Origin of the sequence: Dactylosporangium sp. CA-092794 (genome assembly GCF_050948465.1) — a bacterium.
In the GTDB taxonomy this organism is placed as follows: Bacteria; Actinomycetota; Actinomycetes; order Mycobacteriales; family Micromonosporaceae; genus Dactylosporangium.
Genome location: NZ_CP192044.1, coordinates 1,255,598 through 1,281,539, shown reverse-complemented (window position 1 = coordinate 1,281,539; position 25,942 = coordinate 1,255,598). Strand labels below are relative to the sequence as shown.

Genomic DNA, 25,942 nt, shown 5'->3' with positions numbered 1-25,942 from the left:
ACCCCGGTCCGCCCGGAAACCGGGCTAATCTACGGCGATCGTTGACCATCGGCGCCGGGGCGGATGATCCGTGAGCGAGTACCAGTACTACGAGTTCGTGGCGATCGATCGGCCATTGACCAGGTTCGAGCAGGCTGAGTTGCGGCAGGTTTCCGCACGCGGCCGGATCAGCGCGTCGAGCTTCGTCAACCACTACGACTTCGGTGGCCTGAAGGCGGATCCGCGGGACTGGATGACGCGGTACTTCGACGCCCACCTCTACCTGGCGAACTGGGGCGACCGCCGGATCGCGTTGCGGCTGCCGGTGCGGCTGCTGGATCCGCGGCTCGCGGCGGTCTACTGCACCGGCCACTTCGCGTCCTGCTGGAGCACGGACGAGCACGTGATCCTCGACCTCCGCGGCGGATACTGGCCGCCGACCCGGAGCGAGCCTGGCAGCGGGTGACCGCGTTGATCGCGACCGGGAAGCCCAAGGAGTACGACAACGCGGTCACGCTGCTGCTCGACCTGAAGGCTCTCGCGGACCTCGACGGCCGCCGCAAGGACTTCCGCGGCCGGGTGCACCAGCTACGCCAAGAGCACGCCCGCCGACCGGCCTTGCTCGACCGCCTCGAACGCGTCGGCCTCGCCTGAAAAGCTTCCGAGCTCAGCCAATACATCGATGGATACGCACGCGCGAATGCTACGGTAGGTGCACAGTCGGCTCCTCCAGCAAGGGGTCCGCACATGGCCCCGGATCACCCTGACCGCCGCCAAGCACGACATCCCGGAAGGCTGATGACTCCGCCGGGGTGGGCGCTCACCCGGAGTCGCCGTCTCGATCTCGACGTATTCGCCGCCGAGTTCGCCGCTGCGTGGTCGTCGATGCGGTCGCGGTTCTTGAAGCTCGAATGCTGGCAGCGGTATGTGGAAGCGGAAACCAATGCCTCTCAGGCCGCGTTCGACCGTGGCGATGTCGTCGAGGCAGAGCGATTGCTGCACGGCGAGGCCGAGGCCGATCGGCCCTTGTACGAGGACGTGCAGGAGCGAGGAATCGAGTACGCCCGCGTTCGGCTCGTGCAGGAACCCCTGACGGACTATCTCCGCTACGAACTGCTCGCATACCGAATCCGGGCCGCGATGGGCGAGCACATCGAGGTGGTGCGCCGTGAGGCCGCCGGAGCCTTCGACTGTCTGCTGTTTGATCGGCAGACCGCGCTCATCCATGACTACGGCAGCGGTCCGGTCGGCAGACAGACCGGAGGATGGATCACGCACGAACCCGCTACCCTTGCGCGCCTGGAAGCAATGATCGCGGACTTTCGAAGCCGGGCAGTACCGTTGCAGACGTTCCTGGCTCAGCGGTAGTGATGCGGGCCGGCAGGGGGTCGGGCGGTGAGCCGCCGGTGGCCGCGCTCCCTGGCGATTGCCGCGGCGGTCGCCGCCGGGCTCGGCGGCGTTGCCGCGCTGGTGATCATCCCCGCGGCGCTCCTGTTCGGTCTCGATGACCGGTCGACCGAGATGCGCCGCCGCCTGCGCTCACCGGCCTCGATCTCACTCGTCGTTGCCGTCGAAGATGTCGTCAAGAACCATCTGTGCACGAGGAGGAACCTCCTCGTCGGGGAAGACGTCCGCGCAAAGGGCGAGCACTTGGGCCGGAGTCGTGAGTCCCAGGTGTCGCACCAGGACACGGATATCTTCCGCATCACGGCGTCTTGCGGCCAATACCTTCATCGCGAGCAGGTGCTCAGGCGACGCGGCGGAGACTCGCAAGCCAGGGTGGTCAAACACCCGAGAGGCCGCCGCGTCACCGCCCGGAGCGATGTACGCGCTGGCCTGCTCGTTGAGCCACCACTGCGGTAAGCCCAGCTCCTGAGCCACCGCACGGGCTTCCTCGACCACTACACCGTGCGGGTGGAAGACAGCGTCGATGTCGCGGGTCGCCCGCCGCGAGTCGTACACCAACGCCATCGCGGCGCCGCCGAAGATGTAGAGGTCGGCCACTACGCCCCGACGGACGAGCCGATCACCCAGCCGTCGGAACGCATCCTCGATACCGGCCCGATCAAGCAGCGAACCATCGGCGCTCATGCCACTTCCAGCTCCTGTCGGGCGACGAACACTCCGCGCCGCCGGAACGCGGCGGGTGCGTTGACGATGGCGTCCACTCGTGCCGCGCGGCCGTTGAACGGAAACCAGAACCGCCGAAGTGACCGGGTTGCCGCCCAAGCCGGTCCGTCCCGAGCGTCTCGCGCCGCGAGGTGTTCCGCCAACGCGGCCAAAAACACGTCCCAATGATCGTCACCCGTCGTCGCGGGCTCGGCAGCCAGCAGTCCAGGCCTCAGCTGGGCGGGCTCCCAGCGATACTCCTCCAGGAATTCGGCGATCAGCCGCCACCGGAGTGACTCTTCGGCGCCGACCAGCAGCTCAGCCAGCCGGACGATGGTCATCGGCCGGTACGCCTCACGAGGGTTGCCCACGACTAGAACGTTAGTCGACCCGGGCGGCGCCCAACGGAAACCTGACCGTGTGGTGAGCTGCCCAGCGCAAGCAGGCCGATCGCCGCACAGCAGTCAGTTGCCGGAGACGCAGAGCGGCGGCGCTGCCTTGTGGGTGCGCCGCCGCTCTGTTTCTGGGAGGGGAAACCAGCCTTTGGGGTCAGCCGAGCAGTTGCTGGGCGACGGTCTTCGCGGTGTTGCTGGAGATCGCGAAGCCCACGCCGATGCTGCCGGCGGTCGAGCCCGACGTGGCGATCGCGGTGTTGATGCCGATCAGCTGGCCGGCGGTGTTGACCAGGGCGCCGCCGGAGTTGCCGGGGTTGATGGCGGCGTCGGTCTGGATGGCGCCGGTGATCTTCGCGGCGGACGAGGAGCGGGTGTCGGAGCTCTCGTCGATGGTGCGGTTCAGGGCGCTGACGATGCCGGAGGTGACCGAGGCGTCCAGGCCCAGCGGGCTGCCGACGGCGAGGACCGTGTCGCCGACGTGGACCGAGGAGCTGTCGGCGAAGGCGAGCGGGGTGTAGGTACCGCCGCCGACGATTTTGATGACCGCGAGGTCGGTGTCCTCGTCGGTGCCGACGATCTGGGCCTGAGCGGACTTGCCGTTGGAGAACGTGACCTGGACCGTGGTGCCGCGGGCGGTGGCGACGACGTGGTTGTTGGTCAGGATCGCGCCGTCGCCGGTGATGATGACGCCCGAGCCGACGGCGCTGCCGGTGTTGATCGAGACCACGCTGGGCAGGACCGCGGCGGCCACGTCGGACAGGCTGGCCGTCTTGCCGCTGGAGGTGCTGGAGTTCTGCGCGGTGACCACCGTGCTGGCGGCCGGCGGGCGCAGCTCCAGGGCGGCGTAGCCGCCGCCGAGGGCGGAGGCCGCGCAGAGCGCGACCCCGGCGACCACGGCGGCGACCGTGGTGACGGCACGGCGGCGACGCAGCGGCGCCGGGGCGGTGACGGGGGTCGCGGAGGGCGGCGACGAGGGGTACCACTGCGGCGGGTGTTGCATGTGCGGTACGTGCGCGGGCACCTCGTTGGTCGGCACGTGCTGCGGTGTCGCATCGTCCGGCTTCGGCGCCCATCCCTGCTGTTCGCTCATGATTTGAGCTTGCCGACGGCAGCTTGCGGGCTACCTTGAGCGGCCTGGGAAGCGGCTGTGAGGGGAAGCCGGACCTGGAAGGTCGCCCCACCCCCCGCAGTGACGAAGACGGAGACCGTTCCGCTGTGCACCGCGACCAGCGCGGCGACGATGGCGAGCCCGAGGCCGCTGCCGCTGTGCGAGGGGCCGGCCTGGCGCCGGGTGCGGGCCTTGTCGACCCGGTAGAACCGCTCGAAGACCCGGGCGGCCTGCTCGTCGGTCAGTCCCGGTCCGTGGTCCATGACCTCGATGAGCGCGTCGGTACCGTCGCGGCGCAGCCGAAGCTCGACCGGCGTCCGGGCGGGCGTGTGGGTGAGCGCGTTGGTCATCAGGTTGCCGACGACCTGCCGCAGCCTCGCCTCGTCGCCGTTGACCTCGATCGGCTCGTCGCGCTCGAGGTCCAGGGTGATCTCGCGGTCGGGGGCGACCGCCCGGGCGGCGGCCACCGCGTCGCCGGCGATCACGCGCAGGTCCATGTCGGCCAGGCTGAGCGGGCGCTCCTGGTCCAGCCGGGCGAGCAGCAGCAGGTCCTCGACCAGCAGGCCCATCCGGGAGGCCTCGTCCTCGATGCGGCGCAGCAGCGCGCCGGTCTCCTCGGGCTCGCGGGCCGCGCCCTGGCGGTACAGCTCGGCGAAGCCCCGGATGGTGGTCAGCGGCGTGCGCAGCTCGTGGGAGGCGTCGGCGATGAACTGGCGCATCCGCTCCTCGGACGCCTCGCGCATGCGGAAGGCGCCCTCGATCTGGGACAGCATCGTGTTCAGCGCGGCGGCGAGGTGGCCCATCTCGGTCTCGGGCGGGCTCTCCGGCACGCGTTTGGTGAGATCACCGGCGGCGATGGCGGCGGCGGTACGCTCGATCTCCCGCAACGGCTGCAGGCTGGTCCGCACGATGGTGACGCCGACGGCGGCCAGCACGACCAGCACGCCCGCGCCGATGAACAGCTCGGCGGTGACCAGCTCGTCGACCGCGTTGTCGATCATCGAGAGGTTCTCCGCGACGCCGATCAGCGTGTTGGTGTACCGCTGGGTGATCAGCACCCGCCATCGCTCGTGCGTGCCCGAGGCGCGGACCGTGTAGGGCTCGCCGACCCGGTCGATGAACTCCTGTGGCGTGTCCGGCAGCGGCGGCTGGGCGCCCTCGTCCTTCACGCCCGAGGTGCTCAGCGTGATGCTGCCGTCGGGGTTGGCCTGCAGCCAGAAGATGAAGTAGCTGGGCAGCTGCGAGTCGCTCTGCTTGGGCAGCCGGCCGACGTCGACCGCGCCGGCCAGCGTGCGCAGCTGGCCGTCGACCTTGTCGATCATCGAGCTGCGCATGACGAGCGCGCTGGCCACGCCGATGACGAGCAGCGCCATGGTGACGAGCGTGAGCACCGCCGCGATCAGTTTGACCCGCAGCGGTACGTCGGCGATGAACCGCACCGAGGCCCCGGGTCAGACGGGCAGGCGCAGGACGTATCCCACGCCGCGCAGCGTGTGGATCAGCCGCGGCTCCGCGATGTCGACCTTGCGGCGCAGGTACGAGATGTAGGACTCCACGATGCTGTCATCGCCGCGGAAATCGTAGTTCCACACGAAGTCCAGGATCTGCGCCTTGGACAGGACGCGACCGGCGTTCAACATGAGGTACCGCAGCAGCTTGAACTCGGTCGGCGAGAGCGCGATGGTCTGCCCGGCCCGGCTCACCTCGTGCGTCTCCTCGTCCAGCTCCAGGTCGTGGAAGACGAGCCGGTTGGGCCCGGGGTCGCCGGCGGTGCGGCGCAGCACGGCCCGGATCCGGGCGGTGAGCTCCTCCAGGCTGAACGGCTTGGTCACGTAGTCGTCGCCGCCGAGCGTGAGGCCGCGAACCTTGTCCTCGGTGCCGTCGCGGGCGGTCAGGAAGACCACCGGGAGGCGCACTCCACCCTCGCGCAGCCGCCGGATCACCTCGAAGCCGTCGAGGTCGGGCAGCATCACGTCGAGCACGACCAGATCGGGTTTGCTCTCGCGGGCCGCGGTGACCGCCTCACTGCCGGTGGTCACCGCGTCCACCGCGAAACCGGCAAAGCGCAGGCTGGCGGAGAGGAGCTCGCGGATATTCGGGTCGTCCTCGACCACGAGCAGCCTCGCCTCAGCCTGCGCCACGCCTGGCGACGATGCACCCCCGGATTGTGCGACGCCGCCTCGTACCCCCATGCGCATATCTTTCCGCCCTCCGCTGGAGTAGGGCTGGTGGTTGCCTGGGAAGTTCCTGGGCAACCCTTGTCACCTACCGCAGCAAGCGTCTCACCTGGTCGATCGCACCGTCCAACACAACCAGGGTGGCACGCATGGTCTCCTGGCTGGCCCGCCCGGTCCGGGCCAGCCGGCGCACCTCGGACAACAGCTGGGCGGCCTTCTCCTCGAGCTCCGCGACGACGTCCGGCGGCGGCTGCGGAGGGCGGGGCGTGGCCGCACCGGGCCGCGGCGGGTACCCCCACCCGAACGACGACGGCCCGGACGGCGAACTGCGCACCTGGCGGCTGGCCTCCTTGAGCTCCCGCTTGAGGTCGCGCACCGAACCGCGCACGCCCTGCTCGACCTCGTCGGCCAGGGTCGAGAGGTCGGCGACCGAGGCGTTGATGTCGGCCTCCAGCGACTCGATCTCCCGCGCCCGCCGGCGCAGCTCGTCGCGGCCGGCGTCGGTGATCTCATACACCTTGCGGCCACCCTCGGCGGTGTGCGTGATGAGCCCGTCGGCCTCCATGCGCTGCAGGCGCGGGTAGATCGTGCCGGCGGACGGGGCATACAGCCCGTGGAACCGGTTCTCCAGCAGCCGGATCAGCTCGTAGCCGTGGCGCGGGCCTTCGGCGAGGAGCTTCAGCAGGTACAGCCGGAGCCTGCCGTGACTGAAGACCGCGCTCATTCCGTGACTTCCTCGTTCTCCACCGGGCCGCCGGCGAGGTCCCCGTCCGGGATGTCCTCATCGTCCACCGGGCGGCGCAACAGCGAGATCGTGCCAGACGCCGCGCTCGCGACCAGATGCCCGCCCGTGCCCGAGCCGAGCCGGCCGCTCACCGCGTTGCGGCTGTGCTGGTCGAGCTCCGGGAACGCGTTGACGACGTGGCCGGAGATCGCGTTGAGGCTGACCCGCAGGTCGCTGTCCTCGCGCACCCGGGCCGTGATCTCCCCCGACACCGTGTCGAGGTGGACCTCGGTGCCGGCCGGCGGGTTGTCCAGGTCGCAGGTGACAGAGCCGGAAATGGTACGAGCGGAGACCCGCCCCGCCGTCGAGTCCGCCACGACGATCTCGCCCGACACCGTCTCGAACTCGACCTCGCCGCCGAGCGTCAGCCCCTCGATCGACCCGGACACGACCTTGCCCGTCACCTTGCCGTCGATGCCGAGCAGCGTGATCTTGCCGCTGGTCACGTCGACACCGGCCCCGTTGCGCAACGACGACGCGATAATCGTGCCGGAGGTGACGTTGACCCGGACGGACGCCGTCATCGGCACCACGACCGAGACGTCGACCTTGAACCGCGAGCCGAACAGCCACCACAGGATCCCCGGCCACCCCTTGGGGAAGTCGTGCGCGATCGTCAGCACGCCACCCTCGACCGAGACGTGAACGGGCCGGTCCCCGATCGCCGACACCTCGACCCGCGCCGGCCCATCGGCCCCGACGACGTTGAGCCGCCCAGCGACGAGCGCGACATTGAGGTCGGTCACCTGTTCGTCCAGCGCGAGCCGCTTGGGCTCGCTGATGTTCCACGCGGTCATCGCGCCACTCCTCGCTCCCTTACCCCTGCGACGAGCATACCCCCAAACGCGATACATCGCGACTGCCATTCACGACACACTGCCCACAGGAACTCCCACCGCCCGACCCACACCCCGGCCCTGCCGAAAAGTCGGGCGCTCCGCGCCGCGACTTTTCGGACTTATACCCTGACAGGCGACAAGTCCGTCTCTGGAGTCGGATAATTCGCCCGAACAGCCCCAGAAGCGACGGCTCGGTCGCAGCAACCGGCGCTCGCTGCGACGGTAAGTCTCCGCGATCATGCGGACTCGCCACCGACACCACCGGTTTCTCATGATCACGGAGTGAACATGTACACCCGTGTACCAAATGTCTCCACGATCATGGCGAACCCGTGGTGCGGCCACGGCGACACGCATGATCACGGAGACATACGTCCGCCCAGCCCGAACGAGTGGCCAGAGCATGCTGCCCGCCCGCCGCCATCCGCCAGCGGCGCGCAACCCGGCCCGCAACCGACCCGGCCCGCCGCCGCCCGCCGCCGCCCGCCGCCGCCCGCCGCCGCCCGCCGCCGCCCGCCGCCGCCCGCCGCCGCCCGCCGCCGCCCGCCGCCGCCCGCCGCCGCCCGCCGCCGCCCGCCGCCGCCCGCCGCCGCCCGCCGCCGCCCGCCGCCGCCCGCCGCCGCCCGCCGCCGCCCGCCGCCGCCCGCCGCCGCCCGAAAAGTCGGGCGCTCCGCGCCACGACTTTTCGGACTTATACCCTGTCAGGCGAAAAATCCGTTAAGTCGTGGTGCGGAGCGCCCGACTTAACGGACTGGCCGCGAGACGCAGCAGGCCCCAGCCCGGCGCGGCCCAGCCCAGCCCAGCCCAGCGGGGACGACGAGCAGGAGGCGTGGGTGGGATCGGTGGACCCCGGCCCGGGCGGGGTCAGGTGGAGATGACGGCGCAGGCGGCGCGGGCGAGGACGCGACGGGAGTGGGTGCGTGACTCGGAGGGGGCCGGATACAGCTTCGGGTGGGCGCGCAAGCTGATCGACAGGTCGCGGGCGGCCACGACGCGCTTCAAGGAGGCCATCAAGGTCTCCTCGCCGATGAACGCGGCCACCGTCGACATCGCGCCGGCCTGGGCGAAGGTCAGGCGGACCGGCACTACCGGTACCCGGGCGTCGACCGCTGACTGGAACATCGCGGGGCGGAAGGTGCCGCCCATGCGGCCGCACCAGGTGGTGCCCTCCGGGAAGACGGCCACGACGCCGCCGGCGGCCAGGTTGCGGTTCACCTCGGCGACCGTGGACGGCAGGCTCTTCGGGCGGGAGCGGTCGACGAAGACCGTGCCCAGGGTGGCGGCCAGGCGGCCGATCAGCGGCCACGACCGTACCTCGCGCTTGGCCAGCAGGCGGGCCGGCGTGTAGGCGAGGAGCACGACGACGTCGAGCCAGGAGACGTGGTTGGCGACCAGCAGGGCGCTGCGCTGCGGGAGCTTGCCGGTGGCCGCGTGCTTGATGCCCAGGCCGGCCAGGATGGCGCGGGCCAGGCCGCGCTGGGCGTGGACCAGCTGGCGCTGGGGCAGCAAAGCCAGGACCGGCACCGAGAGGGCGGCGAAGAGCAGGACCGAGCCGGTGCAGACGATGCGCTTGAGCATGATCGGCCGGGACACGGTCAGGGAGGGCTGATCGGCCAGGCAGTCGGTGCCGCAGGTCGAGCGGGGCAGCCAGAGGCTGTCCATGACAGCCATCGAGCTCACTCCTGTCCGAGGAAGTGGCGCATGTACCGGGGGTTGATCCGGTCCAGCGACAGCAGCACGTAGAAGTCGACGCAGTCGAAGTCGGCGTCGTAGGCCGGGTCGCCGCCCACCCAGGCGCCCAGGCGCAGGTAGCCCTTGAGCAGGGACGGCACCTCGACCTTGGCGGGGGGCTCCAGGTCGGTGACCCACGGGTTGAGCGGGCGCACCCGCCAGGCGGAGGGCACCAGGTGCTTGCGCCGGGTCAGGTCCCACACGCCCGCGGCCGTGACGCCGCCGTCGGCCAGCGGCACCGAGGCGCAGCCGGCGAGCCAGCGGTGGCCGTGCAGGTGCATGTACCGGGCGATACCCGCCCACATCAGGTTGATGACCGCGCCGGAGCGGTGGTCCGGGTGCACGCAGGAGCGGCCGGTCTCGACCAGGTCGCCGCGCAGCTCGTCCAGGCCCGACAGGTCGAACTCGGTGTCGGCGTAGAGGCGGCCGGCCTTGGCGGCGCGGTCGGGCGGGAGCATGCGGTAGGTGCCGACGACCTCGCCGGTCGCTTCCTCGCGGATGATCAGGTGGTCGCAGTGCTCGTCGAAGTCGTCGGCGTCGACGCCCGGCTCGTCGCCATGCAGGGTGGCACCCAGTTCCTCGGCGAAGACCTGGTACCGGAGCCGTTGTGCGGCCCGGACCTGGTCGCCGTCGGTGGCCACCAGCAGGGTGTAGCGCTGCAAGTCGCCCAGCTCTTGCGGGCCGGCGGCGACGGCGAGAATCGTCATGCGTTCGGTGTAAGCGTCGACCCCTGCGGACGGCTGACGCTGACTGGTTTCCCTGATGGCGCGCGGATGAACTGTGGTTACCGTGATGAACCATGGCGGGATATTCAGGCACGCCGTTGCCGAAGAAGCTGGGTGTCAGCGCGGGCCATCGCGTTCTGCTCGATGGCGCGCCGGCCGGGTTCGAGCTGCGCGAGTTGCCCGCGGACGTGGTGCTGCACCGGCGTACCGCGCCGGGGCTCTACGACGTGATCGTGCTGTTCTGCCCGGATCAGGCCCGGCTGCGCCGGCGCTGGCGGGTCCTGCACCGGCTCACCCCGCCGGCCGGTGCGCTGTGGGTGGCGTGGCCGAAGCGCTCCTCGGGGCTGGCCACCGACCTGGACGAGCATGTGGTGCGCGGGTACGCGCTGGCCAACGGCCGGGTGGACGTGAAGGTCTGCGCGATCGACGACACCTGGTCGGGGCTCAAGCACGTCATCCGGACGGCAGACCGCGCCGCGACCTAGGTTGTCCGGATATGCAATATTGACGCTTCACTCCATGAACCCCAGAAGTAGGAGGGAGCGTCGCATTGTCCACCGGACAGATCGTCGTCTCCGGCCTGACGAAGCACTACCGCAACGTCAGAGCCGTCGACAACCTGTCGTTCACGGTCGAGCCGGGCCGCGTGACCGGCTTCCTGGGGCCGAACGGGGCCGGCAAGACGACCACACTGCGCATGGTGCTGAACCTGGTCGCACCGACGTCCGGCACCGCGACCATCGGCGGTCAGCGCTACGCCGACGTCTCGGAGCCGCTGCGGCTGGTCGGCGCGATCCTGGAGGCCTCGGCCGCGCACAAGGGCCGCACGGCCCGCAACCACCTGCGCTGCGTCGCGGCCGCCGCGGGCATCGCCACGCCCCGGGTCGACGAGGTGCTCGAGCTGGTCGGGCTGACCCCGGCCGCCAAGCGCAAGTTCCGCGGCTACTCGCTGGGCATGAAGCAGCGCCTCGGCATCGCGCAGGCGCTGCTGGGCGACCCGCAGGTGCTCATCCTGGACGAGCCGGCCAACGGCCTGGACCCGGAGGGCATCCGCTGGATGCGCGGCCTGCTGCAGGGCCTGGCCCAGCAGGGCCGCACCGTGCTGGTCTCCAGCCACCTGCTGTCGGAGATGGAGATCCTCGCCGACGACGTGGTGATCATCGCGGCCGGGAAGCTGGTCACCCAGGGCCCGGTCGAGAAGATCATCGGCCAGGGCGCCACCCAGGCCACGGTGCGGGTGCGCACGCCCAACATCGAGGAGCTGGTGGCGGCCGTGCGCGAGGCCGGCGGCACGATCAACCCCAACGGCAACGGCGCGCACCTGATCGTCGGGCTCGACGCACCGGCGGTCGGCCGGCTGGCCCTGAAGTCCGGGGTCGAGCTGCACGAGCTGGTCGCCGAGCGGCCCGACCTGGAGCACGTGTTCCTCGAACTGACGCAGGGAAGGGCGGCCATCCGATGACCCGGCTCATCCGCAGCGAGCTGCTCAAGCTGCGCACCACGAACATGTGGTGGATCTTCCTCATCTGCTCCCTGGCGTTCACCGCCATCGCGCTGCTGATCAACACCGCGCAGGCCGACTCCGAGCTGCACGAGCCGGACTACCTCCACCAGGACCCGCCGCCGGGCCTGAGCGACCAGGAGCGCGATCAGTTCCTGGCCGATCAGCAGGCGGAGCGGGACCGGGTCGCGCAGGCGCGGGCCGCGGCCGGGCTGGCGAAGTCCGCCGCGAACATCTACACCTCGGGGCAGTTCTTCGGCCTGCTCATGGTCACCCTGCTGGCGATCCTCCTGATCACCAACGAGTACTACCACCAGACCGCGACGGCGACGTTCCTGGCCACGCCGAAGCGCACTCGGGTGATCTTCGCGAAGCTGATCACCGGCGCCGCGGTGGCCGTGCTGTTCTGGTTCATCACCACCGTGATCGACCTGATCGTCGGCGCGGTGTTCTTCGCCAACGAGGGCTTCTCCAACAGCCTCGGCGCCTGGGCGGCGCAGCAGGCGATACTGCTCAACCTGCTGGTCTACGTGCTGTGGGCGATCTTCGGCATCGGCATCGGAGTGCTGCTGCGCAGCCAGCTCGGCGCCACGATCACCGCCGCCGTGCTCTACACCGTGGGGACCTACGCCTCGCTGATCGCGCTGGCACTGATCCACGAGTACCTGATCAAGAAGGACTGGGTCATGCAGACCGCGGTGTACATCCCGCCGCTGGCCTCCATGCACGTGATCGGCACGCTGTCGGGCCAGATCGGCGATGTCCACCTGCCGCCGCGCTGGTCGGGCGTGCTGGTCCTGATCGGCTACGCGGTGGTCCTGGGCACGATCGGTACGCTGATCACGCGGAAGCGCGACGTTACCTGAGCAAAAGCTCGGCACGTGCTTGGTGCCGGATTTAGGACAGTTGTGGCCGCCGTATGGCGGCCACAGTTGTATAGGTGGCCGTGCGACCCTCGTCTACCTGGTCACTCCGGCGGCGTCGGCGACGAACGAGCGTTAGGCAGCGCGTAGCCTTGACGCCGGACATGAGCAACCCCTAGCACTCGCGTTTGGAAGAGGCGATCAAGACCCGTGTCGACCCAAGCGACCAACTCGCAGGAGAATCCGCTGGCGGGGTTTGGCCCGAATGAGTGGATCGTCGAGGACATGTACCAGCGGTACCTCGCCGACCCGGCCAGCGTGGACTCCGCCTGGCACGACTTCTTCGCCGACTACAAGCCCACCCCGGAGGCCGTCGCGGCCGCCGCCGTCGTGGCTGAGCCGGCCCCAGCACCCGCGCCCGCGAAGCCCGCGCCCGCGAAGCCTGCCGAGAAGGCGCCCGAGAAGCCGGTCCAGAAGGCCGAGAAGAAGGCCGTACCGGCCACCAAGCCCGCGCCGACCCGGGAGGCCCCGGCCCCCGTCGGCGGCGCGAAGCACGTCCCGCTGCGCGGCGTGGCCGCCCGGATCGTGCAGAACATGGACGCCTCCCTGGAGGTGCCGACCGCCACGAGCGTGCGCGCCGTGCCGGCCAAGCTGCTGTCCGACAACCGGATCGTGATCAACAACCACCTGACCCGCGGTCGCGGTGGCAAGGTGAGCTTCACGCACCTGATCGGATACGCGCTGGTCCGGGCGCTGGCCGCGCACCCGGAGATGAACAACAGCTTCGCCGAGCTCGACGGCAAGCCCAACCTGGTGCAGCCCGAGCACGTCAACCTGGGCATCGCGATCGACCTGGCCAAGCCCGACGGCTCGCGCTCGCTGGTCGTGCCGAGCATCAAGGCCGCCGACACGCTGGACTTCCGGCAGTTCTGGTCGGCCTACGAGGACACCGTCCGCCGGGCCCGGCGCAACGAGCTGACCATGGACGACTACGCGGGCACCACGATCTCGCTGACCAACCCGGGCGGCATCGGCACCGTGCACTCGATGCCGCGGCTGATGGCCGGGCAGGGCGCCATCATCGGCGTCGGCGCGATGGAGTATCCGGCGCCCTACGCCGGCATGTCCGACGACACCCTCGCCGAATTCGGCATCAGCAAGATCATCACGCTGACCAGCACCTATGACCACCGGATCATCCAGGGCGCGCAGTCCGGCGAGTTCCTCAAGGTCATGCACGAGCTGCTACTCGGCGAGCACGAGTTCTACGACCAGATCTTCACCGCGCTGCGCATCCCATACGAGCCGGTGCGCTGGGTCCGCGACGTGGCCCGCACGTCCGAGGGGCAGATCGACAAGGCGGCCCGGGTCATCGAGCTGATCCACGCCTACCGGGTGCGCGGCCACCTGATGGCCGACACCGACCCGCTGGAGTTCCGCATCCGCCGCCACCCCGACCTCGACGTCCTCGAGCACGGGCTGACGCTGTGGGACCTCGACCGGGTGTTCCCGGTCGGCGGGTTCGCCGGCAAGCAGAAGATGAAGCTGCGGGCCGTGCTGGGCGTGCTGCGCGACTCCTACTGCCGCCGGGTCGGCGTGGAGTACATGCACATCATGGACCCGGAGGAGCGGCGCTGGATCGCCGAGCGGGTCGAGAAGCCCTACGAGAAGCCCAGCACCGAGGAGCAGAAGCACATCCTCAACCGGCTCAACGCGGCCGAGGCGTTCGAGACCTTCCTGCAGACGAAGTACGTCGGGCAGCGCCGCTTCTCGCTGGAGGGCGGCGAGTCGCTGATCCCGCTGCTGGACGAGATCCTGCAGAACTCCGCGGAGAGCGGCCTGGACGAGGTCGTCATCGGCATGGCGCACCGCGGCCGGCTCAACGTGCTGGCCAACATCGTCGGCAAGCCGTACGAGAAGATCTTCTCCGAGTTCGAGGGCCACCTCGACCTCAAGTCGGCGCACGGCTCCGGCGACGTGAAGTACCACCTGGGCATGACGGGCAAGTTCACCCACCCCGACGGCGAGCACGCCACCACGGTCTCCGTGGTCGCCAACCCGTCGCACCTGGAGGCGGTCAACCCGGTGCTGGAAGGCATCGTGCGGGCCAAGCAGGACAAGATCGACCTCAAGCTCGAGGGCTACACCGTCCTGCCGCTGCTGGTGCACGGCGACGCCGCGTTCGCCGGCCAGGGGGTCGTCGCCGAGACGCTGAACCTGTCACAGCTGCGCGGCTACCGCACCGGCGGCTCGGTCCACGTGGTCGTCAACAACCAGGTCGGGTTCACCACCGCGCCGGAGTACTCCCGCTCGTCGCTGTACTCGACCGACGTCGCCCGGATGATCCAGGCGCCGATCTTCCACGTCAATGGCGACGACCCCGAGGCCGTCGTGCGCGTGGCGCGGCTCGCGTTCGAGTACCGCCAGGCGTTCAACAAGGACGTCGTGATCGACCTGGTCTGCTACCGGCGGCGCGGCCACAACGAGGGCGACGACCCGTCGATGACCAACCCGTTGATGTACGCGATCATCGACCAGAAGCGCTCGGTCCGCAAGATCTACACCGAGGAGCTGATCGGCCGCGGCGACATCCCGATCACCGAGGCCGAGGCCCTGCTCAAGGACTACCACGAGCAGCTGGAGACGGTGTTCAAGGCCACCCGCGACGCGTCGTCCTCGCCCGCGGCCCGGCTGACCCGCCTGCGGGAGCCCGAGCCCGAGCCGGTGGTCGAGACGAAGATCGACGAGTCGGTACTGCGCGCGATCGGCGAGGCCCACGTCAAGCTCGCCGACGGCTTCACCCCCCACAAGCGGGTGCAGCAGCTGCTCGACCGGCGGGCCAAGATGGCCGTCGAGGGCGACATCGACTGGGGCTTCGGCGAGATCATCGCCTTCGGCGCGCTGGTCAACGACGGCGTCACGGTCCGGCTGTCCGGCCAGGACTCGCGCCGCGGCACGTTCGTGCAGCGCCACGCGGCGATCGTCGACGCCGAGACCGGCGCCGACTACCTGCCGATGTCGGCCATGATCAAGGACAACGCGAAGCTCTTCATCTACGACTCCCTGCTGTCGGAGTTCGCGGCGATGGGCTTCGAGTACGGCTACTCGGTGGAGAACCCGGACGCGCTGGTCATGTGGGAGGCGCAGTTCGGCGACTTCGTCAACGGCGCGCAGTCGATCGTGGACGAGTTCATCTCCTCCGGCGAGGTCAAGTGGGGCCAGCTGGCCTCCGTCACGCTGCTCCTGCCGCACTCGCACGAGGGCCAGGGCCCGGACCACACCTCCGGGCGCCTGGAGCGGTATCTGCAGCTGTGCGCCGAGGACAACATGCGCGTCGCGGTGCCGACCACCCCGGCCAACCACTTCCACCTGCTGCGCCGCCAGGCGCTGTCGCCGAAGAAGAAGCCGCTGGTGGTCTTCACGCCGAAGTCGCTGCTGCGGCACCGGCTGTGCGTGTCGGGCGTGGAGGACTTCACCACCGGCACGTTCCAGACGGTTCTGGCCGACCCGGGCATCAAGGGCACGGCGCTCGACCCGGCCGGCGTGAAGCGGGTCCTGCTGTGCTCGGGCAAGGTCTTCTACGACCTGCTGCAGGCGCGCACCGACCGCGGCATCACCGACACCGCGATCATCCGGGTCGAGCAGCTCTACCCGATGCCGATCGACGAGCTGCGCGCGGCGCTGGAGCAGTACCCCAACGCGGAGGACTTCGCCTGGGTGCAGGAGGAGCCGGCGAACCAGGGCGCCTGGTCGTTCATCGCGCTCAACCTGCTGGAGCAGCTGCAGGGCGTTGGCCTGCGGCGCATCTCCCGCCCGGCGGCGGCCGCCCCGGCGGTCGGCTCGACCAAGCTGCACGACGCCGAGCAGCAGGCCCTGATCGAGGCCGCGCTGCCGAAGCGCTGACGATCGACTGCGACAACCCGGGGCACGGCGGCGACGCCGTGCCCCGCCCGTTTCTGCGAAAGGGCGGCACCATGTACTTCACCGATCGCGGCATCGAGGAGCTCGCCGACCGCCGCGGCGACGAGGAGATCACGTTCGAGTGGCTGGCCGAGCGGCTGCGCGACTTCGTCGACCTCAACCCGGAGTTCGAGACGCCGATCGAGCGCCTGGCCGTCTACCTCGCCCGCCTCGACGACGAGGGCGACGACTAGCCACTTTGCCCGGATAAATCGGATATTTCAGTGCATCGCTGCGCGATGCGGATGAAGCGCCGATCTCCCTACGTACCGGCGCGTCCGCCAAATGGGTCATCCGCGAACAACCCGGCGTAGTCCGGCAAGCCAATCGATTGTCCCCGCTCGGGCGATAACGGCGTATGGCGCCGCCCACTTACATTCTTGACGTGCCTGCGCGTCGTGCCCGAACCGCAACCGTGTCGCTGCTCACCGCCGCCCTGTTCATCGTGGGCGGCGCTGTTGTCGCGTCCGGGTCCGACGACACGCCGACGCCGTTCAGCACGCCCGCCGGCGCGGCCGCGGTGCAGTCCTCGCCGGCGCCGCACGCGGTCGGGGTGCGCCACTTCACCTTCGCGCGGGGCAAGAACCGGCCGCTGCCGACCACCGTGTGGTATCCGGTGCGCGGCTCCGCCCGCCAGACCAAGGGCCGCACCCAGCTCGACGCGACCCCGCTGCCCGGCGAGTTCCCGCTGCTGCTGTGGAGCCACGGCTTCTACAGCAACCCGCAGATGTACGAGGGCATGACGAAGTTCCTCGCCGAGGCCGGCTACGTGGTCGCCGCGCCGGCGTATCCGTTCACCAAGAAGGACGGGCCCAAGTTCGACAAGACCGACGTGCCCAACCAGGCACTCGACGCGTCGTACGTCATCAGCCAGATGATGCAGCCGGGCAACCCCCTCGCGGCCAGCATCGACCCCGACCGCCTCGGCGCCATCGGGCACTCCGGCGGCGGCACCACCACCGACTGGCTGTTCACCGGGCACCGCGACCCGCGGCTGAAGGTCGGCGTGATCTTCGCGGGCCGGCCGACGACGGCCTACAAGGGCAGCCCGGTCCCGCTGCTGTTCATCCACGGCGACAAGGACCCCGTCGTGGCCTACAGCCAGGGGCGGGAGTCCTACGGCAAGGACCCGTGGCCGAAGGCGTTCCTCACCATCCAGGGCGGGGAGCACGGGGCCGGCACCAACGACCCCGAGCGGGGCCACGTGCAGGCGATGGCGACGCTGCTGGACTTCCTCGACTGGGCCTTCGACAGCGACGACGCGGCCCGGCTGCGGCTGGCCGATGACGCGACGCTGCCGGGCTACACGCGCTTCGAGTCCTCGGGCATCTACCCCAGCGCGACGAACAGCACGACCACCACCACGACGACCGCCACGCCGAGCCCCACCCAGAGTAACGTCCTGGACTTGGCCGGTTCTGCCGGCTGACTCTGGTCCACCCACGCCTGAAACGCCTGCGTGTTCTGACTCGGGTCCATGCGCTGCTCATCAGACATGGCCGACAGAATACCGAGAAGGACCCACCCGATACCTATGTCGCCACTTCCGACTGTGGCCGAACAGTGTCGGATTGTGGCACTCTCCCCCGCGTGGGCTACCGCGAGCGTTCCTGGTGGGGCTGGGGCTACGTCGACGAGGCCCTCGACGACGCGGCCTGCCGCCGCCTCGCGGAGCGGGCGCTGCGCCCGTGGCTGCCGATCGACGGCTCGGTGCTGCCGCTGCCGTTCGACCCGCTGCTCCCGCCGCCGCGGCTGATCCCGCCCTCGATCATGGAGGAGGCCTTCCTGGCCGACTCGATGAGCCGCGCGTCGCACGCCTACGGCAAGGCCTTCCGGGACGTGGTACGCGCGCTGCACGGTGAACTGCCCAACCCGCCCGACCTGGTGTGCCAGCCGCGCACCGTGCACGACATCGTGTCGGCGCTGGACTGGGCGGAGGCCGCCGGGGCCGCCGTGGTGCCCTACGGCGGGGGAACGTCGGTGGTCGGTGGGGTGGAGTACCGCGGGGGCGCGCCATGGGTCTCGCTCGATCTGAGCCGGCTCAACCGCATCGCCGAGGTCGACGAGGTCAACCGGGCGGTGCGGGTGCAGGCCGGGGTGTTCGGCCCGGCGCTGGAGGACGCGCTGCGCCCGCACGACCTGACGCTGCGGCACTTCCCGCAGAGCTTCGAGTTCTCCACCGTCGGCGGCTGGCTCGCGACCCGCTCCGGCGGGCACTACGCGACCGGCCCGACCCGCATCGACGACTTCGTCGAGGCGCTGCGCGTGGTCACCCCGCAGGGCCCGGTCGAGTCGCCGCGCGTGCCGTCCAGCGGCGCCGGTCCGGCCGCCGACGGGCTGTTCCTGGGCTCGGAGGGTGCGCTCGGGATCATCGTCGAGGCGTGGCTGCGGGTCACCAGGCGGCCCGAGCGGAAGGCGTCCGCGGCGATGGCCTTCCCGGTGTACCTCGAGGGCGTCGCCGCCACCCGGGAACTCGTGCAGGCCGGGCTGCGCCCCGCGAACTGCCGGCTGCTGGACCCGGTCGAGTCGATGCTGAACGCGGGCGCCACCGACGGGCAGACGCGGCTCATGCTCGGCTTCGAGGGGCCCGACTCGGTGCTGCTGCCCGAGGCGCTGGAGATCTGCCGGGCTCATGGCGGTACCGAAACGGCAAAAACGGCGGGATTCCGGGACGCATTTCTCAAGGCCCCCTACACCCGCGACGCGCTGATCCGGCTCGGGCTCATCGTCGAGACCGTGGAGACGGCGTGCACCTGGAGCCGCTTCGAGGCGCTGCACGCGGCCGTGCTCGCCGCCGCCCAGGCCGCCGCGCCGGCCCGCGTCGCGGTGGTGACCTGCCGATTCACCCACGTGTACCCGGACGGCCCGGCCCCCTACTTCACGATCATCACCCCGGCCCGCCGCGGCGCCGAGGTCACCATCTGGGACGAGATCAAGGCCGCGGTCAGCGACGCGATCGCCGACAACGGCGGCACGATCACGCACCATCACGCCGTTGGCCGCGACCATCGCCCGTGGTACGACGAGCAGCGCTCCCCGCTCTACCGCGATGCCCTGCGCGCGGCCAAGCGCACGCTAGATCCGCGCGGCATCCTCAACCCGGGCGTCCTGGTCTGAGACGGGCGCGGGCGGCAACGCCCGGCGCAGCACCGCGCCGAGCCCGATGAGCAGCAGCCCGAGCAGGAAGAACGCGACCGTGAAGCCCAGCGACGTCTGGGTGACGCCGCCCGCGTGCAGCTTGTTGACGTCGATGAACGGGTACGGATACTCGTGCACGAACGCGCCCCGGACCAGCGCGAACACCAGGTAGCCCAGCGGGTAGGCGAGCCACACGGCGGCATACCACCAGCGCACCCGCTCCCGCTCGATCAGCAGCCAGGTCACCGCGGCGAGGATCGGGGTGAGGGAGTGCAGCAGGATGTTGTGCATCTCCCAGAGCCCGGAGTCGGGCTGGTAGAACGGGCTGGCCCGGTTGGCCAGCAGCGAGTGGTACACGATGCCGGTGATGCAGCTGTAGAGCGTGGCCGCGCCGCGCAACCAGGCCGGCACCTCCCGGAACACCGCCACGGCCGACACGGCGGCGACAATGACGGAGCTCTGCACGGTGAAATAGACGAACGAGTTCCAGTCGCCGTGGTTCCAGTGCATCAGGAACGCGATCCCGGCGACCGCGCACACGGCGGTCAGCGCCCTGAACGTCTGCTGCATGCGCCTCATCTTGGCGGGATTTCGCCCTCGGGGGAAGCGGTCGATCCGTGCGGGGCCCCCGTACCGTTGAGGCATGCGTCTGCGTCCGCGCGCCGCGCTCGCCGCCGTCGTCGTATCCGCTGCGCTGGTGTCCGGCACCCTGTCGGGTTGCTCGGACAGCCAGGCGCCCTCCCGCTGGGTCACCCCGAGCGCCACTCCCGCCGGGACGGCCGATCCCCGGCTCGCCGCGGTGCAACTGCCGCCGCCGCTGGCGCTGCCGGCCGGCGACTTGTCGGTGTCGTCGCAGCAGGTGACGTACACCCGGCAAGGACGAACGCTGCGGACGGTCGTCTGGACCCCGGACCATGCGGGCCGATACCCCGCGATCCTCTTCAGCCACGGCCTGAACGGCACGCCGGAAGAGTTCGCGCCGCTGCTCAAGAGCTGGGCGGCGGCCGGGTTCGTGGTGATCGCGCCGGCCTATCCCAACACGACCCGCGGCGCTCCCAGCCTCGACGTCTACGACGTGCTCAACCAGCCCGCGGACGCCAGCTACGTGCTCGGGCAGGTGCTGGCCGGCCCGCTCGGGACCCACATCGACCGCACCCGGCTGGCCGCGGCCGGCCACTCGGCGGGCGCCATCACGACGGTCGGCCTCTTCACCGTCGCCCGCGACCCGCGCCTGCGCGCCGGCGTCATCCTGGCCGGCAGCGGACTGGGGGTGGGGACGGATTTCAGCGGCACGCCGGCGGCCTTGTTCTTCGTCCACGGCGACGCGGACCCCTTGGTGTCGTACGCCAGCGGCAAAGCCACCTACGACCTCGTCCCGTGGGCGAAGGCGATGCTCACCATTCCGGGCGGCGACCACAACGACCCCTACCTGCGGCCGGAATCCCCGGCCTACGGGACGGTCGCGCAGAGCACCCTCGAGTTCCTCCGGCTGGAGCTGTACGGCGACGCCGCGGCCAAGGCCGACCTCGCCCCCTCCGTGGACCTCGACTCCCACCTGTAGCCGCGCCCGCGGGCCGCGAGATCCGACAAGTCGGGCGCTCCGCGCCACGACTTGTCGGATTTTTCGCCTGACGGGGTATATATGTGCATCAGCGGGTCGAACCTTCCGTGATCATGGTCGAACGCGGCCCTCATCGGCGGTTTTTCATGATCGTGGAGAGACTATGTACCCATAGGTACCATATGTCTCCGCGATCATGGGAAACCCGTCATACATCAGTGGGAGCCGCATGATCGCGGAGAGATTCGTTCACTCCGACCGCGGCCGAGGGGTCGCGACGCGTGGCAACGTCTGGCCGATGCCCAGAACCGCCCAATTGTCGGACTCTCGTCCGCCGATGTGCATCTTGGCCCCTTCGGGCGCGTGATCATCGCCGAACGTGACTCTCATCGGCCAAGGTTGGTGCCGCCGCGCCTGCCCTGGCCCGTGGCATGGCCGAGCGCGGCCCGGCCGGGATCGATGCGCGCTAAGCCGTGCGTGTCACCCGACACGGGTTAAATGATGATAAAGGCGATAAATCCGGACACCGCCAGGTGTCCGGATTTATCGGAAAAATGCCGACTATCGGGTTGGTCGGACCCACACCGAGCGCTGGTTTGCCGGGCCTGCGCCGGAAATGCCCCGGCTCGCGCATGGCAGCCTCAGCGGCGGCCGAGAGCCGGTCGCGGCCGGGGCCGACGACGGCCAGCAGCGGACGGGGTGGGCCCGGCCGGCCGGGGCCGGGGCCGACCACGGCCGGCAGTGGACGGGGTCGGGCCGGGGCGGGCGGGTCAGGCGGTGTGGTCGAGGACGACCTTGCCGAAGACCTGGCCGGACTGGAGCAGCTCGAACGCCTTGCGGGCCTCCGAGAACGGCAGGATCGTGTCGATGACCGGGCGGATGCCGGTGCGGGCCAGCAGCGCCATCAGGTCGGCGAGCTCCTCCGGGGTGCCCATGCTCGTGCCCAGGATCTCCAGCTGCAGCGCGAACATCCGGCGCAGGTTGACCTTCGGCAGGTAGCCGCTCGTCGCGCCGGACACCACGATCCGGCCGCCGAGCTTGGCGCACTTCATCGAGTGGTCGAAGGTGGCCTCGCCGACCGTCTCCACGACCACGTCGACGCGCTCCGGGAGGCGGGCGCCGGGCTCGACGGCCGTGGCGCCGAGGGCGGCGATGTGTTCGCGTTTCGCGGGGTCGCGGCTGGTGGCGTACACCCGGGCGCCCAACGCCGTGCCGAGGAGCACCGCGGCCGTGGCGACGCCGCCGCCCGCGCCCTGCACGAGCACCGCGCCGCCCTCCTCCAGCCGGCCCTTGGTGGTCAGCATGCGAAACGCGGTGAGCCACGCCGTGGGCAGGCAGGCCGCCTCGGCGAAGGTGAGCTCGGCGGGCTTGGGCACGAGGTTGTACGCCGGGACGGCCACCCGCTCGGCGACCGTGCCCTGGTAGTACTCGGACAGGATCGTGAAGTCGCCCTGGTCGGTGTACACCACCGGATAGACGACGACCTCGGTGCCGTCCGGGCCGATCCCCGCGGCGTCGCAGCCGAGAATCATCGGCAGCTGGTCCTCCCGGAGGCCGACGCCCCGCAGCGACCACAGGTCGTGGTGGTTGAGCGCGCTGGCGCGCACCTCCACCACGGACCAGTCGGCCGGGGGCGCCGGTTCCGGTGCGTCACCGATCTCGAGCACGGACAGCGGGTCGGCCTCGTTGAACGCGGTTGCGAATGCGGCACGCATATCCGTGACCTCAGTCCTCGTTAACGAATCACGCCGTCGCGGAGCGCGGCCTCGGAGACGGCTGCGGCCACCGCCGGGGCGACCCGCGGGTCGAGCGCGCTGGGCACGATGCACTCCGGGGCGAGCTCGCCCGCGCCGAGCACGCCGGCGATCGCGTTCGCCGCGGCCACCTTCATGCCCTCGCTGATGTGGGTCGCGCCGGACTCCAGCGCGCCGCGGAAGATGCCCGGGAAGGCGAGCACGTTGTTGATCTGGTTGGGGAAGTCGCTGCGGCCGGTGGCCACGACGCTGGCATACCGCGCGGCGATCTCCGGGTGCACCTCGGGCGTCGGGTTGGCCAGCGCGAAGATCGCGCCCTCGGGCGCCATGCCGGCCAGTGCCTCCTCGGGGATGGTGCCGCCCGAGACGCCGATGAGCACGTCGGCGCCGCGCAGCGCCGAGGCGATGTCGCCGGTCACGCCGCCCGCGTTGGTCTCGGCGGCGAGCGCGGCCTTGACCGGGTTGAGGTCGGTGCGGCCGGTGTGCAGGCAGCCGCGCGAGTCGAGCACCACGATCTCGCCGGCGTTCGCGCCGCCGCTGATGAGCATCCGGGTCACGGCCACGCCGGCCGCGCCCGCGCCGCTCACCACGATGCGCAGGTCGGCGATGTTGCGGCCGAGCACGGCGCAGGCATTGCGCAGCGCGGCCAGCACCACGATCGCGGTGCCGTGCTGGTCGTCGTGGAACACCGGGATCGGCAGCGATTCCTCCAGCCGCCGCTCGATCTCGAAGCAGCGCGGCGCGGAGATGTCCTCCAGGTTGATCCCGCCGAAGGACGGCGCCAGCGCGGTCACGACCCGCACGATCTCGTCGGGGTCCTGCGTGTCCAGGCAGATCGGCACCGCGTCGACGCCACCGAACTGCTTGAACAGCACCGCCTTGCCCTCCATCACCGGCATCGCGGCGCGGGGGCCGATGTTGCCCAGGCCGAGCACCGCGGAGCCGTCGGTCACCACGGCGACGGCCTTGCCGACCCAGGTGAGCTGGTGCACGAGGGACTCATCGGCGGCGATCGCCTCGCAGACGCGGGCCACACCGGGCGTGTACGCCATCGAGAGGTCCTCGCGGGTGGCCAGCGGGACGGTGGACTGCACGGCGAGCTTGCCACCGGCGTGCAGCGCGAAGACAGGATCGGTCACGGGATCGGAAACGGAGTCGGACACGGATGTCAGCACGGGGGCTCCTTTGCCACGGCTTGATACGGGAAGAACGCGCGGCGCGGGGTGAAAGCGCGGGAAAAATGCGAATGCGACCGGGGGTCTCCCGTAACCGCATCACTTTAGCCTGGCGCCCGCGGGAAGCGCACCGGGTGTGGCCACCAGCGAAATGTCACACGCCCGATGACATCTGCCCGGCCGTACCGCGCAGAATCATCACTCCCGAAGGGGTTGTCTCCCACGACCCACCATCCATCGCCGTCAGCGCGGGCCACGCGCTTGATCACCAGCAGTTCCGGCCGGCTGCGGAAGACGGCGACCACGAGATCGCCCGCGCGCGCGGACGCGGTGCGGCGCACCAGAATCCGGTCCCCCGAGCGCAGCGTCGGCACCATGGATGGCCCCGACACGAGTGCCGTAAACCACGGAGTGCGCATGAAATCCCCGAGGTTGGATAGGAGTAGGGTCAGCACTGAGGATCATCGCAAATCACCCTGGAGGGTTCGATGCGACTGTCGCGGCTTTTCACCCCGCGCACCGTGGTGAGCGCCCACTGCGACCTGCCGTGTGGTGTCTACGACCCGGCACAGGCCCGAATCGAGGCCGAGTCCGTCAAGGCAATCTCCGAGAAATATCAGGCCAACGAGGACCCCGCCTTCCGCACGCGGGCCCTCATCATCAAGGAGCAGCGCTCGGAGCTGGTCAAGCACCACCTGTGGGTGCTGTGGACCGACTACTTCAAGCCCGCCCACTTCGAGAAGTACCCGCAGCTGCACGGCCTGTTCAACGAGGCCACCAAGCTCGCCGGCGCCTCCGGGGCCAAGGGCTCCGCCGACCCGGCGGTCGCCGAGCAGCTCCTGGCGAAGATCGACGAGATCGCGAAGATCTTCTGGGAGACCAAGCAGGCCTGAGCCACCCGCCTCTGCCCTCCCCCATCCCGCCGCCCGCGGGGTGGGGGTCGTGCTTTCCAAGGAGCCCTCCGGTTGATTCGCCCCGCCCGCCCCGACGACGTACCGCTCCTGGTCGACATGGTCTACGAGCTGGCCGAGTTCGAGCGCGCCCGCGACGAGTGCCACCTCACCGCCGAGCAGCTCACCGCCGCCCTGTTCGGCCCGGCACCCGCGGTCTTCTGCCATGTCGCCGAGGCCGCCGGGGCGCCCGTGGGCATGGCACTGTGGTTTTTGACGTACTCCACCTGGGAAGGCGTCCACGGCATCTACCTCGAGGACCTCTACGTGCGCCCCGCCGCTCGCGGCACCGGAGCCGGCAAGGCGCTGGTGGCCGCGCTGGCCGCGACGTGCGTCGAGCGGGGGTACCCGCGGCTGGAGTGGGCGGTGCTGCACTGGAACCCGGCCCGCGAGTTCTACGCCGCCCTGGGCGCCGGCCCGAAGTCCGACTGGGTGCCGTACCGCCTCTCCGGAGCGCCACTGGCCGCACTCGCCGCGTCATCGGACGCGCTGACGTCGTAGAGTCGCCTCGGAGGGGGTAGTCAGCGTGACACAGCTCGTATCGAAACGGTCGGGCAGCGACGGCGACGACGTCGTACTGCTGGCGGTGCCGGCGTCACCCGCTTACCTGGGCGTGCTGCGCACGGCCACGGCCGGCCTGGCCGCGCGCCTGCACTTCACGCTCGACGAGATCGAGGATCTGCGCATCGCGGTCGACGAGGCCTGCGCGATGCTGCTGGCGGTCGCCGCCGACACCCCCCAGCTGGGCGACACGGTCGAGCTGTCCTGCCGATTCACCGTGACGAGCGACGCGCTGACCGTCTACACCACGGTCCCGCTCGGCTCGCCGGACGAGCGCCTGCCGGCCGGCGAGTCCTTCGCCTGGCAGGTCCTGAGCGCCCTGGCCGACGAGGTCTCGGCCACGGTCGACGGGCATCAGGCCGGCATCCGCCTGACGAAGCGCCGCCCTTCCTGACCCGCTGCCTTCGGATATGTCCAGACACTCCGTGTCCGGACATATCCGATTTATACCTTATTTCGGTGCGCACTCGGGCCAGTTTGCCCGATTCCCACAGCGGCGGAGCGGACCGGGGCGGATGTATGTCTCCGTGATCATGCTGCCCGCGGTGGCCGTGCTACGGGTTCGCCATGATCCCGGAACCTTTCGGTACACGGGGGTACATCAACACTCCGTGATCATGAAAAACCGTTGG

General features: G+C 70.3%; 27 protein-coding genes. 14 read left to right on the top strand and 13 right to left on the bottom strand.

Annotated features, from left to right (window positions below):
* Positions 1-70: 70 nt before the first annotated feature.
* From ACQPXD_RS05610 to ACQPXD_RS05600, 3 genes are all read left to right on the top strand, one after another.
* A complete protein-coding gene (locus ACQPXD_RS05610; RefSeq protein WP_432835481.1) occupies positions 71-445 on the top strand; it encodes a hypothetical protein in 375 nt (124 codons plus the stop codon).
* Positions 442-633: a hypothetical protein gene (locus tag ACQPXD_RS05605; protein ID WP_432835479.1), complete on the top strand. Its 192-nt coding sequence runs from the start codon at positions 442-444 to the stop codon at positions 631-633. The genes ACQPXD_RS05610 and ACQPXD_RS05605 overlap by 4 nt, the downstream gene beginning before the upstream one ends.
* 93 nt (positions 634-726) lie before the next feature.
* Positions 727-1,347: a DUF6879 family protein gene (locus ACQPXD_RS05600; RefSeq protein WP_432835477.1), complete on the top strand. Its 621-nt coding sequence runs from the start codon at positions 727-729 to the stop codon at positions 1,345-1,347.
* 186 nt (positions 1,348-1,533) lie between these two features.
* Here the strand turns inward: ACQPXD_RS05600 and ACQPXD_RS05595 are convergent, their stop codons facing one another.
* From ACQPXD_RS05595 to ACQPXD_RS05555, 9 genes are all read right to left on the bottom strand, one after another.
* Entirely contained in the window at positions 1,534-2,070 is a 537-nt protein-coding gene (locus ACQPXD_RS05595; protein ID WP_432835475.1) for a DUF6036 family nucleotidyltransferase, read from the bottom strand.
* Entirely contained in the window at positions 2,067-2,429 is a 363-nt protein-coding gene (locus ACQPXD_RS05590) for a hypothetical protein (RefSeq protein ID WP_432835473.1), read from the bottom strand. Before ACQPXD_RS05590 ends, ACQPXD_RS05595 begins: the two co-directional genes overlap by 4 nt.
* A gap of 208 nt (positions 2,430-2,637) precedes the next feature.
* Positions 2,638-3,573 carry a S1C family serine protease gene (locus ACQPXD_RS05585; RefSeq protein ID WP_432835471.1) on the bottom strand — a complete coding sequence of 312 codons (936 nt, stop codon included), beginning with the start codon at positions 3,571-3,573 and terminating at the stop codon, positions 2,638-2,640.
* Positions 3,570-5,030: a sensor histidine kinase gene (locus tag ACQPXD_RS05580; protein WP_432835469.1), complete on the bottom strand. Its 1,461-nt coding sequence runs from the start codon at positions 5,028-5,030 to the stop codon at positions 3,570-3,572. The genes ACQPXD_RS05585 and ACQPXD_RS05580 overlap by 4 nt, the downstream gene beginning before the upstream one ends.
* 12 nt (positions 5,031-5,042) lie before the next feature.
* Positions 5,043-5,732 (bottom strand): response regulator transcription factor, encoded by a 690-nt coding sequence (locus ACQPXD_RS05575; RefSeq protein ID WP_344613221.1) that lies wholly within the window; start codon positions 5,730-5,732, stop codon positions 5,043-5,045.
* A 124-nt stretch (positions 5,733-5,856) separates the two neighbouring features.
* Positions 5,857-6,492 carry a PadR family transcriptional regulator gene (locus ACQPXD_RS05570; RefSeq protein ID WP_432835467.1) on the bottom strand — a complete coding sequence of 212 codons (636 nt, stop codon included), beginning with the start codon at positions 6,490-6,492 and terminating at the stop codon, positions 5,857-5,859.
* Positions 6,489-7,349 carry a DUF4097 family beta strand repeat-containing protein gene (locus ACQPXD_RS05565; protein WP_432835465.1) on the bottom strand — a complete coding sequence of 287 codons (861 nt, stop codon included), beginning with the start codon at positions 7,347-7,349 and terminating at the stop codon, positions 6,489-6,491. The genes ACQPXD_RS05570 and ACQPXD_RS05565 overlap by 4 nt, the downstream gene beginning before the upstream one ends.
* A gap of 906 nt (positions 7,350-8,255) precedes the next feature.
* Entirely contained in the window at positions 8,256-9,062 is an 807-nt protein-coding gene (locus ACQPXD_RS05560) for a lysophospholipid acyltransferase family protein (protein ID WP_432835463.1), read from the bottom strand.
* Positions 9,063-9,067: 5 nt separating this feature from the next.
* Positions 9,068-9,829: a GNAT family N-acetyltransferase gene (locus ACQPXD_RS05555; RefSeq protein ID WP_432835461.1), complete on the bottom strand. Its 762-nt coding sequence runs from the start codon at positions 9,827-9,829 to the stop codon at positions 9,068-9,070.
* Between the two features lie 92 nt (positions 9,830-9,921).
* Between ACQPXD_RS05555 and ACQPXD_RS05550 the strand changes: the two genes are divergently transcribed.
* The 7 genes from ACQPXD_RS05550 (at position 9,922) to ACQPXD_RS05520 (ending at position 19,288) form a co-directional block, all read left to right on the top strand.
* Entirely contained in the window at positions 9,922-10,332 is a 411-nt protein-coding gene (locus tag ACQPXD_RS05550) for a DUF3052 domain-containing protein (RefSeq protein ID WP_432835459.1), read from the top strand.
* Positions 10,333-10,397: 65 nt separating this feature from the next.
* Entirely contained in the window at positions 10,398-11,309 is a 912-nt protein-coding gene (locus tag ACQPXD_RS05545) for an ABC transporter ATP-binding protein (protein WP_432835457.1), read from the top strand.
* The gene (locus ACQPXD_RS05540) at positions 11,306-12,214 is read left to right on the top strand and encodes an ABC transporter permease (protein ID WP_432835455.1); all 909 of its coding nucleotides are present in this window, start codon (positions 11,306-11,308) and stop codon (positions 12,212-12,214) included. Before ACQPXD_RS05545 ends, ACQPXD_RS05540 begins: the two co-directional genes overlap by 4 nt.
* 207 nt (positions 12,215-12,421) lie before the next feature.
* Positions 12,422-16,114, top strand: coding sequence for a multifunctional oxoglutarate decarboxylase/oxoglutarate dehydrogenase thiamine pyrophosphate-binding subunit/dihydrolipoyllysine-residue succinyltransferase subunit (locus tag ACQPXD_RS05535; protein WP_432835453.1), 3,693 nt, complete (start codon positions 12,422-12,424; stop codon positions 16,112-16,114).
* 71 nt (positions 16,115-16,185) lie between these two features.
* Positions 16,186-16,365, top strand: coding sequence for a DUF6104 family protein (locus tag ACQPXD_RS05530; protein WP_432835451.1), 180 nt, complete (start codon positions 16,186-16,188; stop codon positions 16,363-16,365).
* Between the two features lie 191 nt (positions 16,366-16,556).
* Positions 16,557-17,600 carry an alpha/beta hydrolase family protein gene (locus ACQPXD_RS05525; RefSeq protein WP_432835449.1) on the top strand — a complete coding sequence of 348 codons (1,044 nt, stop codon included), beginning with the start codon at positions 16,557-16,559 and terminating at the stop codon, positions 17,598-17,600.
* Between the two features lie 161 nt (positions 17,601-17,761).
* On the top strand, positions 17,762-19,288 hold the full coding sequence (locus ACQPXD_RS05520) for an FAD-binding oxidoreductase (protein ID WP_432835447.1): 1,527 nt from the start codon (positions 17,762-17,764) through the stop codon (positions 19,286-19,288).
* Here ACQPXD_RS05520 and ACQPXD_RS05515 read toward each other — a convergent pair.
* Positions 19,247-19,879, bottom strand: coding sequence for a Pr6Pr family membrane protein (locus ACQPXD_RS05515; protein ID WP_432835445.1), 633 nt, complete (start codon positions 19,877-19,879; stop codon positions 19,247-19,249). The two genes, ACQPXD_RS05520 and ACQPXD_RS05515, sit on opposite strands and share 42 nt — an antisense overlap.
* A 73-nt stretch (positions 19,880-19,952) precedes the next feature.
* Between ACQPXD_RS05515 and ACQPXD_RS05510 the strand changes: the two genes are divergently transcribed.
* Positions 19,953-20,870, top strand: a complete 918-nt coding sequence (locus ACQPXD_RS05510) for an alpha/beta hydrolase family protein (protein WP_432835443.1) — start codon at positions 19,953-19,955, stop codon at positions 20,868-20,870.
* 770 nt (positions 20,871-21,640) lie between these two features.
* On the opposite strand, the gene ACQPXD_RS05505 is transcribed toward ACQPXD_RS05510, so the two are convergent.
* The 3 genes from ACQPXD_RS05505 to ACQPXD_RS05495 form a co-directional block, all read right to left on the bottom strand.
* Positions 21,641-22,585: a zinc-binding dehydrogenase gene (locus tag ACQPXD_RS05505; protein ID WP_432835441.1), complete on the bottom strand. Its 945-nt coding sequence runs from the start codon at positions 22,583-22,585 to the stop codon at positions 21,641-21,643.
* Between the two features lie 20 nt (positions 22,586-22,605).
* Positions 22,606-23,787 (bottom strand): NAD(P)-dependent malic enzyme, encoded by a 1,182-nt coding sequence (locus ACQPXD_RS05500; protein WP_432843660.1) that lies wholly within the window; start codon positions 23,785-23,787, stop codon positions 22,606-22,608.
* A gap of 116 nt (positions 23,788-23,903) precedes the next feature.
* Positions 23,904-24,218 carry a S26 family signal peptidase gene (locus ACQPXD_RS05495; RefSeq protein WP_432843658.1) on the bottom strand — a complete coding sequence of 105 codons (315 nt, stop codon included), beginning with the start codon at positions 24,216-24,218 and terminating at the stop codon, positions 23,904-23,906.
* Between the two features lie 69 nt (positions 24,219-24,287).
* On the opposite strand from ACQPXD_RS05495, the gene sodN reads away from it, so the two are divergent.
* The 3 genes from sodN to ACQPXD_RS05480 all read left to right on the top strand — a co-directional run bounded on the left by sodN (position 24,288) and on the right by ACQPXD_RS05480 (position 25,704).
* Positions 24,288-24,692 (top strand): superoxide dismutase, Ni, encoded by a 405-nt coding sequence (gene sodN, locus ACQPXD_RS05490; RefSeq protein WP_432835439.1) that lies wholly within the window; start codon positions 24,288-24,290, stop codon positions 24,690-24,692.
* A gap of 72 nt (positions 24,693-24,764) precedes the next feature.
* Positions 24,765-25,250 (top strand): N-acetyltransferase family protein, encoded by a 486-nt coding sequence (locus ACQPXD_RS05485; protein ID WP_432835437.1) that lies wholly within the window; start codon positions 24,765-24,767, stop codon positions 25,248-25,250.
* A gap of 25 nt (positions 25,251-25,275) precedes the next feature.
* Entirely contained in the window at positions 25,276-25,704 is a 429-nt protein-coding gene (locus ACQPXD_RS05480) for an ATP-binding protein (RefSeq protein WP_432835435.1), read from the top strand.
* Positions 25,705-25,942: the final 238 nt, after the last annotated feature.

Bases quoted from the DNA above. Each gene is read 5' to 3' on its own strand.
- ACQPXD_RS05600 (WP_432835477.1), top strand. From the start codon at position 727: ATGGCCCCGGATCACCCTGACCGCCGCCAAGCACGACATCCCGGAAGG.
- ACQPXD_RS05595 (WP_432835475.1), bottom strand. From the start codon at position 2,070: ATGAGCGCCGATGGTTCGCTGCTTGATCGGGCCGGTATCGAGGATGCG.
- ACQPXD_RS05590 (WP_432835473.1), bottom strand. From the start codon at position 2,429: ATGACCATCGTCCGGCTGGCTGAGCTGCTGGTCGGCGCCGAAGAGTCA.
- ACQPXD_RS05585 (WP_432835471.1), bottom strand. From the start codon at position 3,573: ATGAGCGAACAGCAGGGATGGGCGCCGAAGCCGGACGATGCGACACCG.
- ACQPXD_RS05570 (WP_432835467.1), bottom strand. From the start codon at position 6,492: ATGAGCGCGGTCTTCAGTCACGGCAGGCTCCGGCTGTACCTGCTGAAG.
- ACQPXD_RS05565 (WP_432835465.1), bottom strand. From the start codon at position 7,349: ATGACCGCGTGGAACATCAGCGAGCCCAAGCGGCTCGCGCTGGACGAA.
- ACQPXD_RS05560 (WP_432835463.1), bottom strand. From the start codon at position 9,062: ATGGCTGTCATGGACAGCCTCTGGCTGCCCCGCTCGACCTGCGGCACC.
- ACQPXD_RS05555 (WP_432835461.1), bottom strand. From the start codon at position 9,829: ATGACGATTCTCGCCGTCGCCGCCGGCCCGCAAGAGCTGGGCGACTTG.
- ACQPXD_RS05550 (WP_432835459.1), top strand. From the start codon at position 9,922: ATGGCGGGATATTCAGGCACGCCGTTGCCGAAGAAGCTGGGTGTCAGC.
- ACQPXD_RS05540 (WP_432835455.1), top strand. From the start codon at position 11,306: ATGACCCGGCTCATCCGCAGCGAGCTGCTCAAGCTGCGCACCACGAAC.
- ACQPXD_RS05530 (WP_432835451.1), top strand. From the start codon at position 16,186: ATGTACTTCACCGATCGCGGCATCGAGGAGCTCGCCGACCGCCGCGGC.
- ACQPXD_RS05515 (WP_432835445.1), bottom strand. From the start codon at position 19,879: ATGCAGCAGACGTTCAGGGCGCTGACCGCCGTGTGCGCGGTCGCCGGG.
- ACQPXD_RS05510 (WP_432835443.1), top strand. From the start codon at position 19,953: ATGCGTCTGCGTCCGCGCGCCGCGCTCGCCGCCGTCGTCGTATCCGCT.
- ACQPXD_RS05505 (WP_432835441.1), bottom strand. From the start codon at position 22,585: ATGCGTGCCGCATTCGCAACCGCGTTCAACGAGGCCGACCCGCTGTCC.
- ACQPXD_RS05495 (WP_432843658.1), bottom strand. From the start codon at position 24,218: ATGCGCACTCCGTGGTTTACGGCACTCGTGTCGGGGCCATCCATGGTG.
- sodN (WP_432835439.1), top strand. From the start codon at position 24,288: ATGCGACTGTCGCGGCTTTTCACCCCGCGCACCGTGGTGAGCGCCCAC.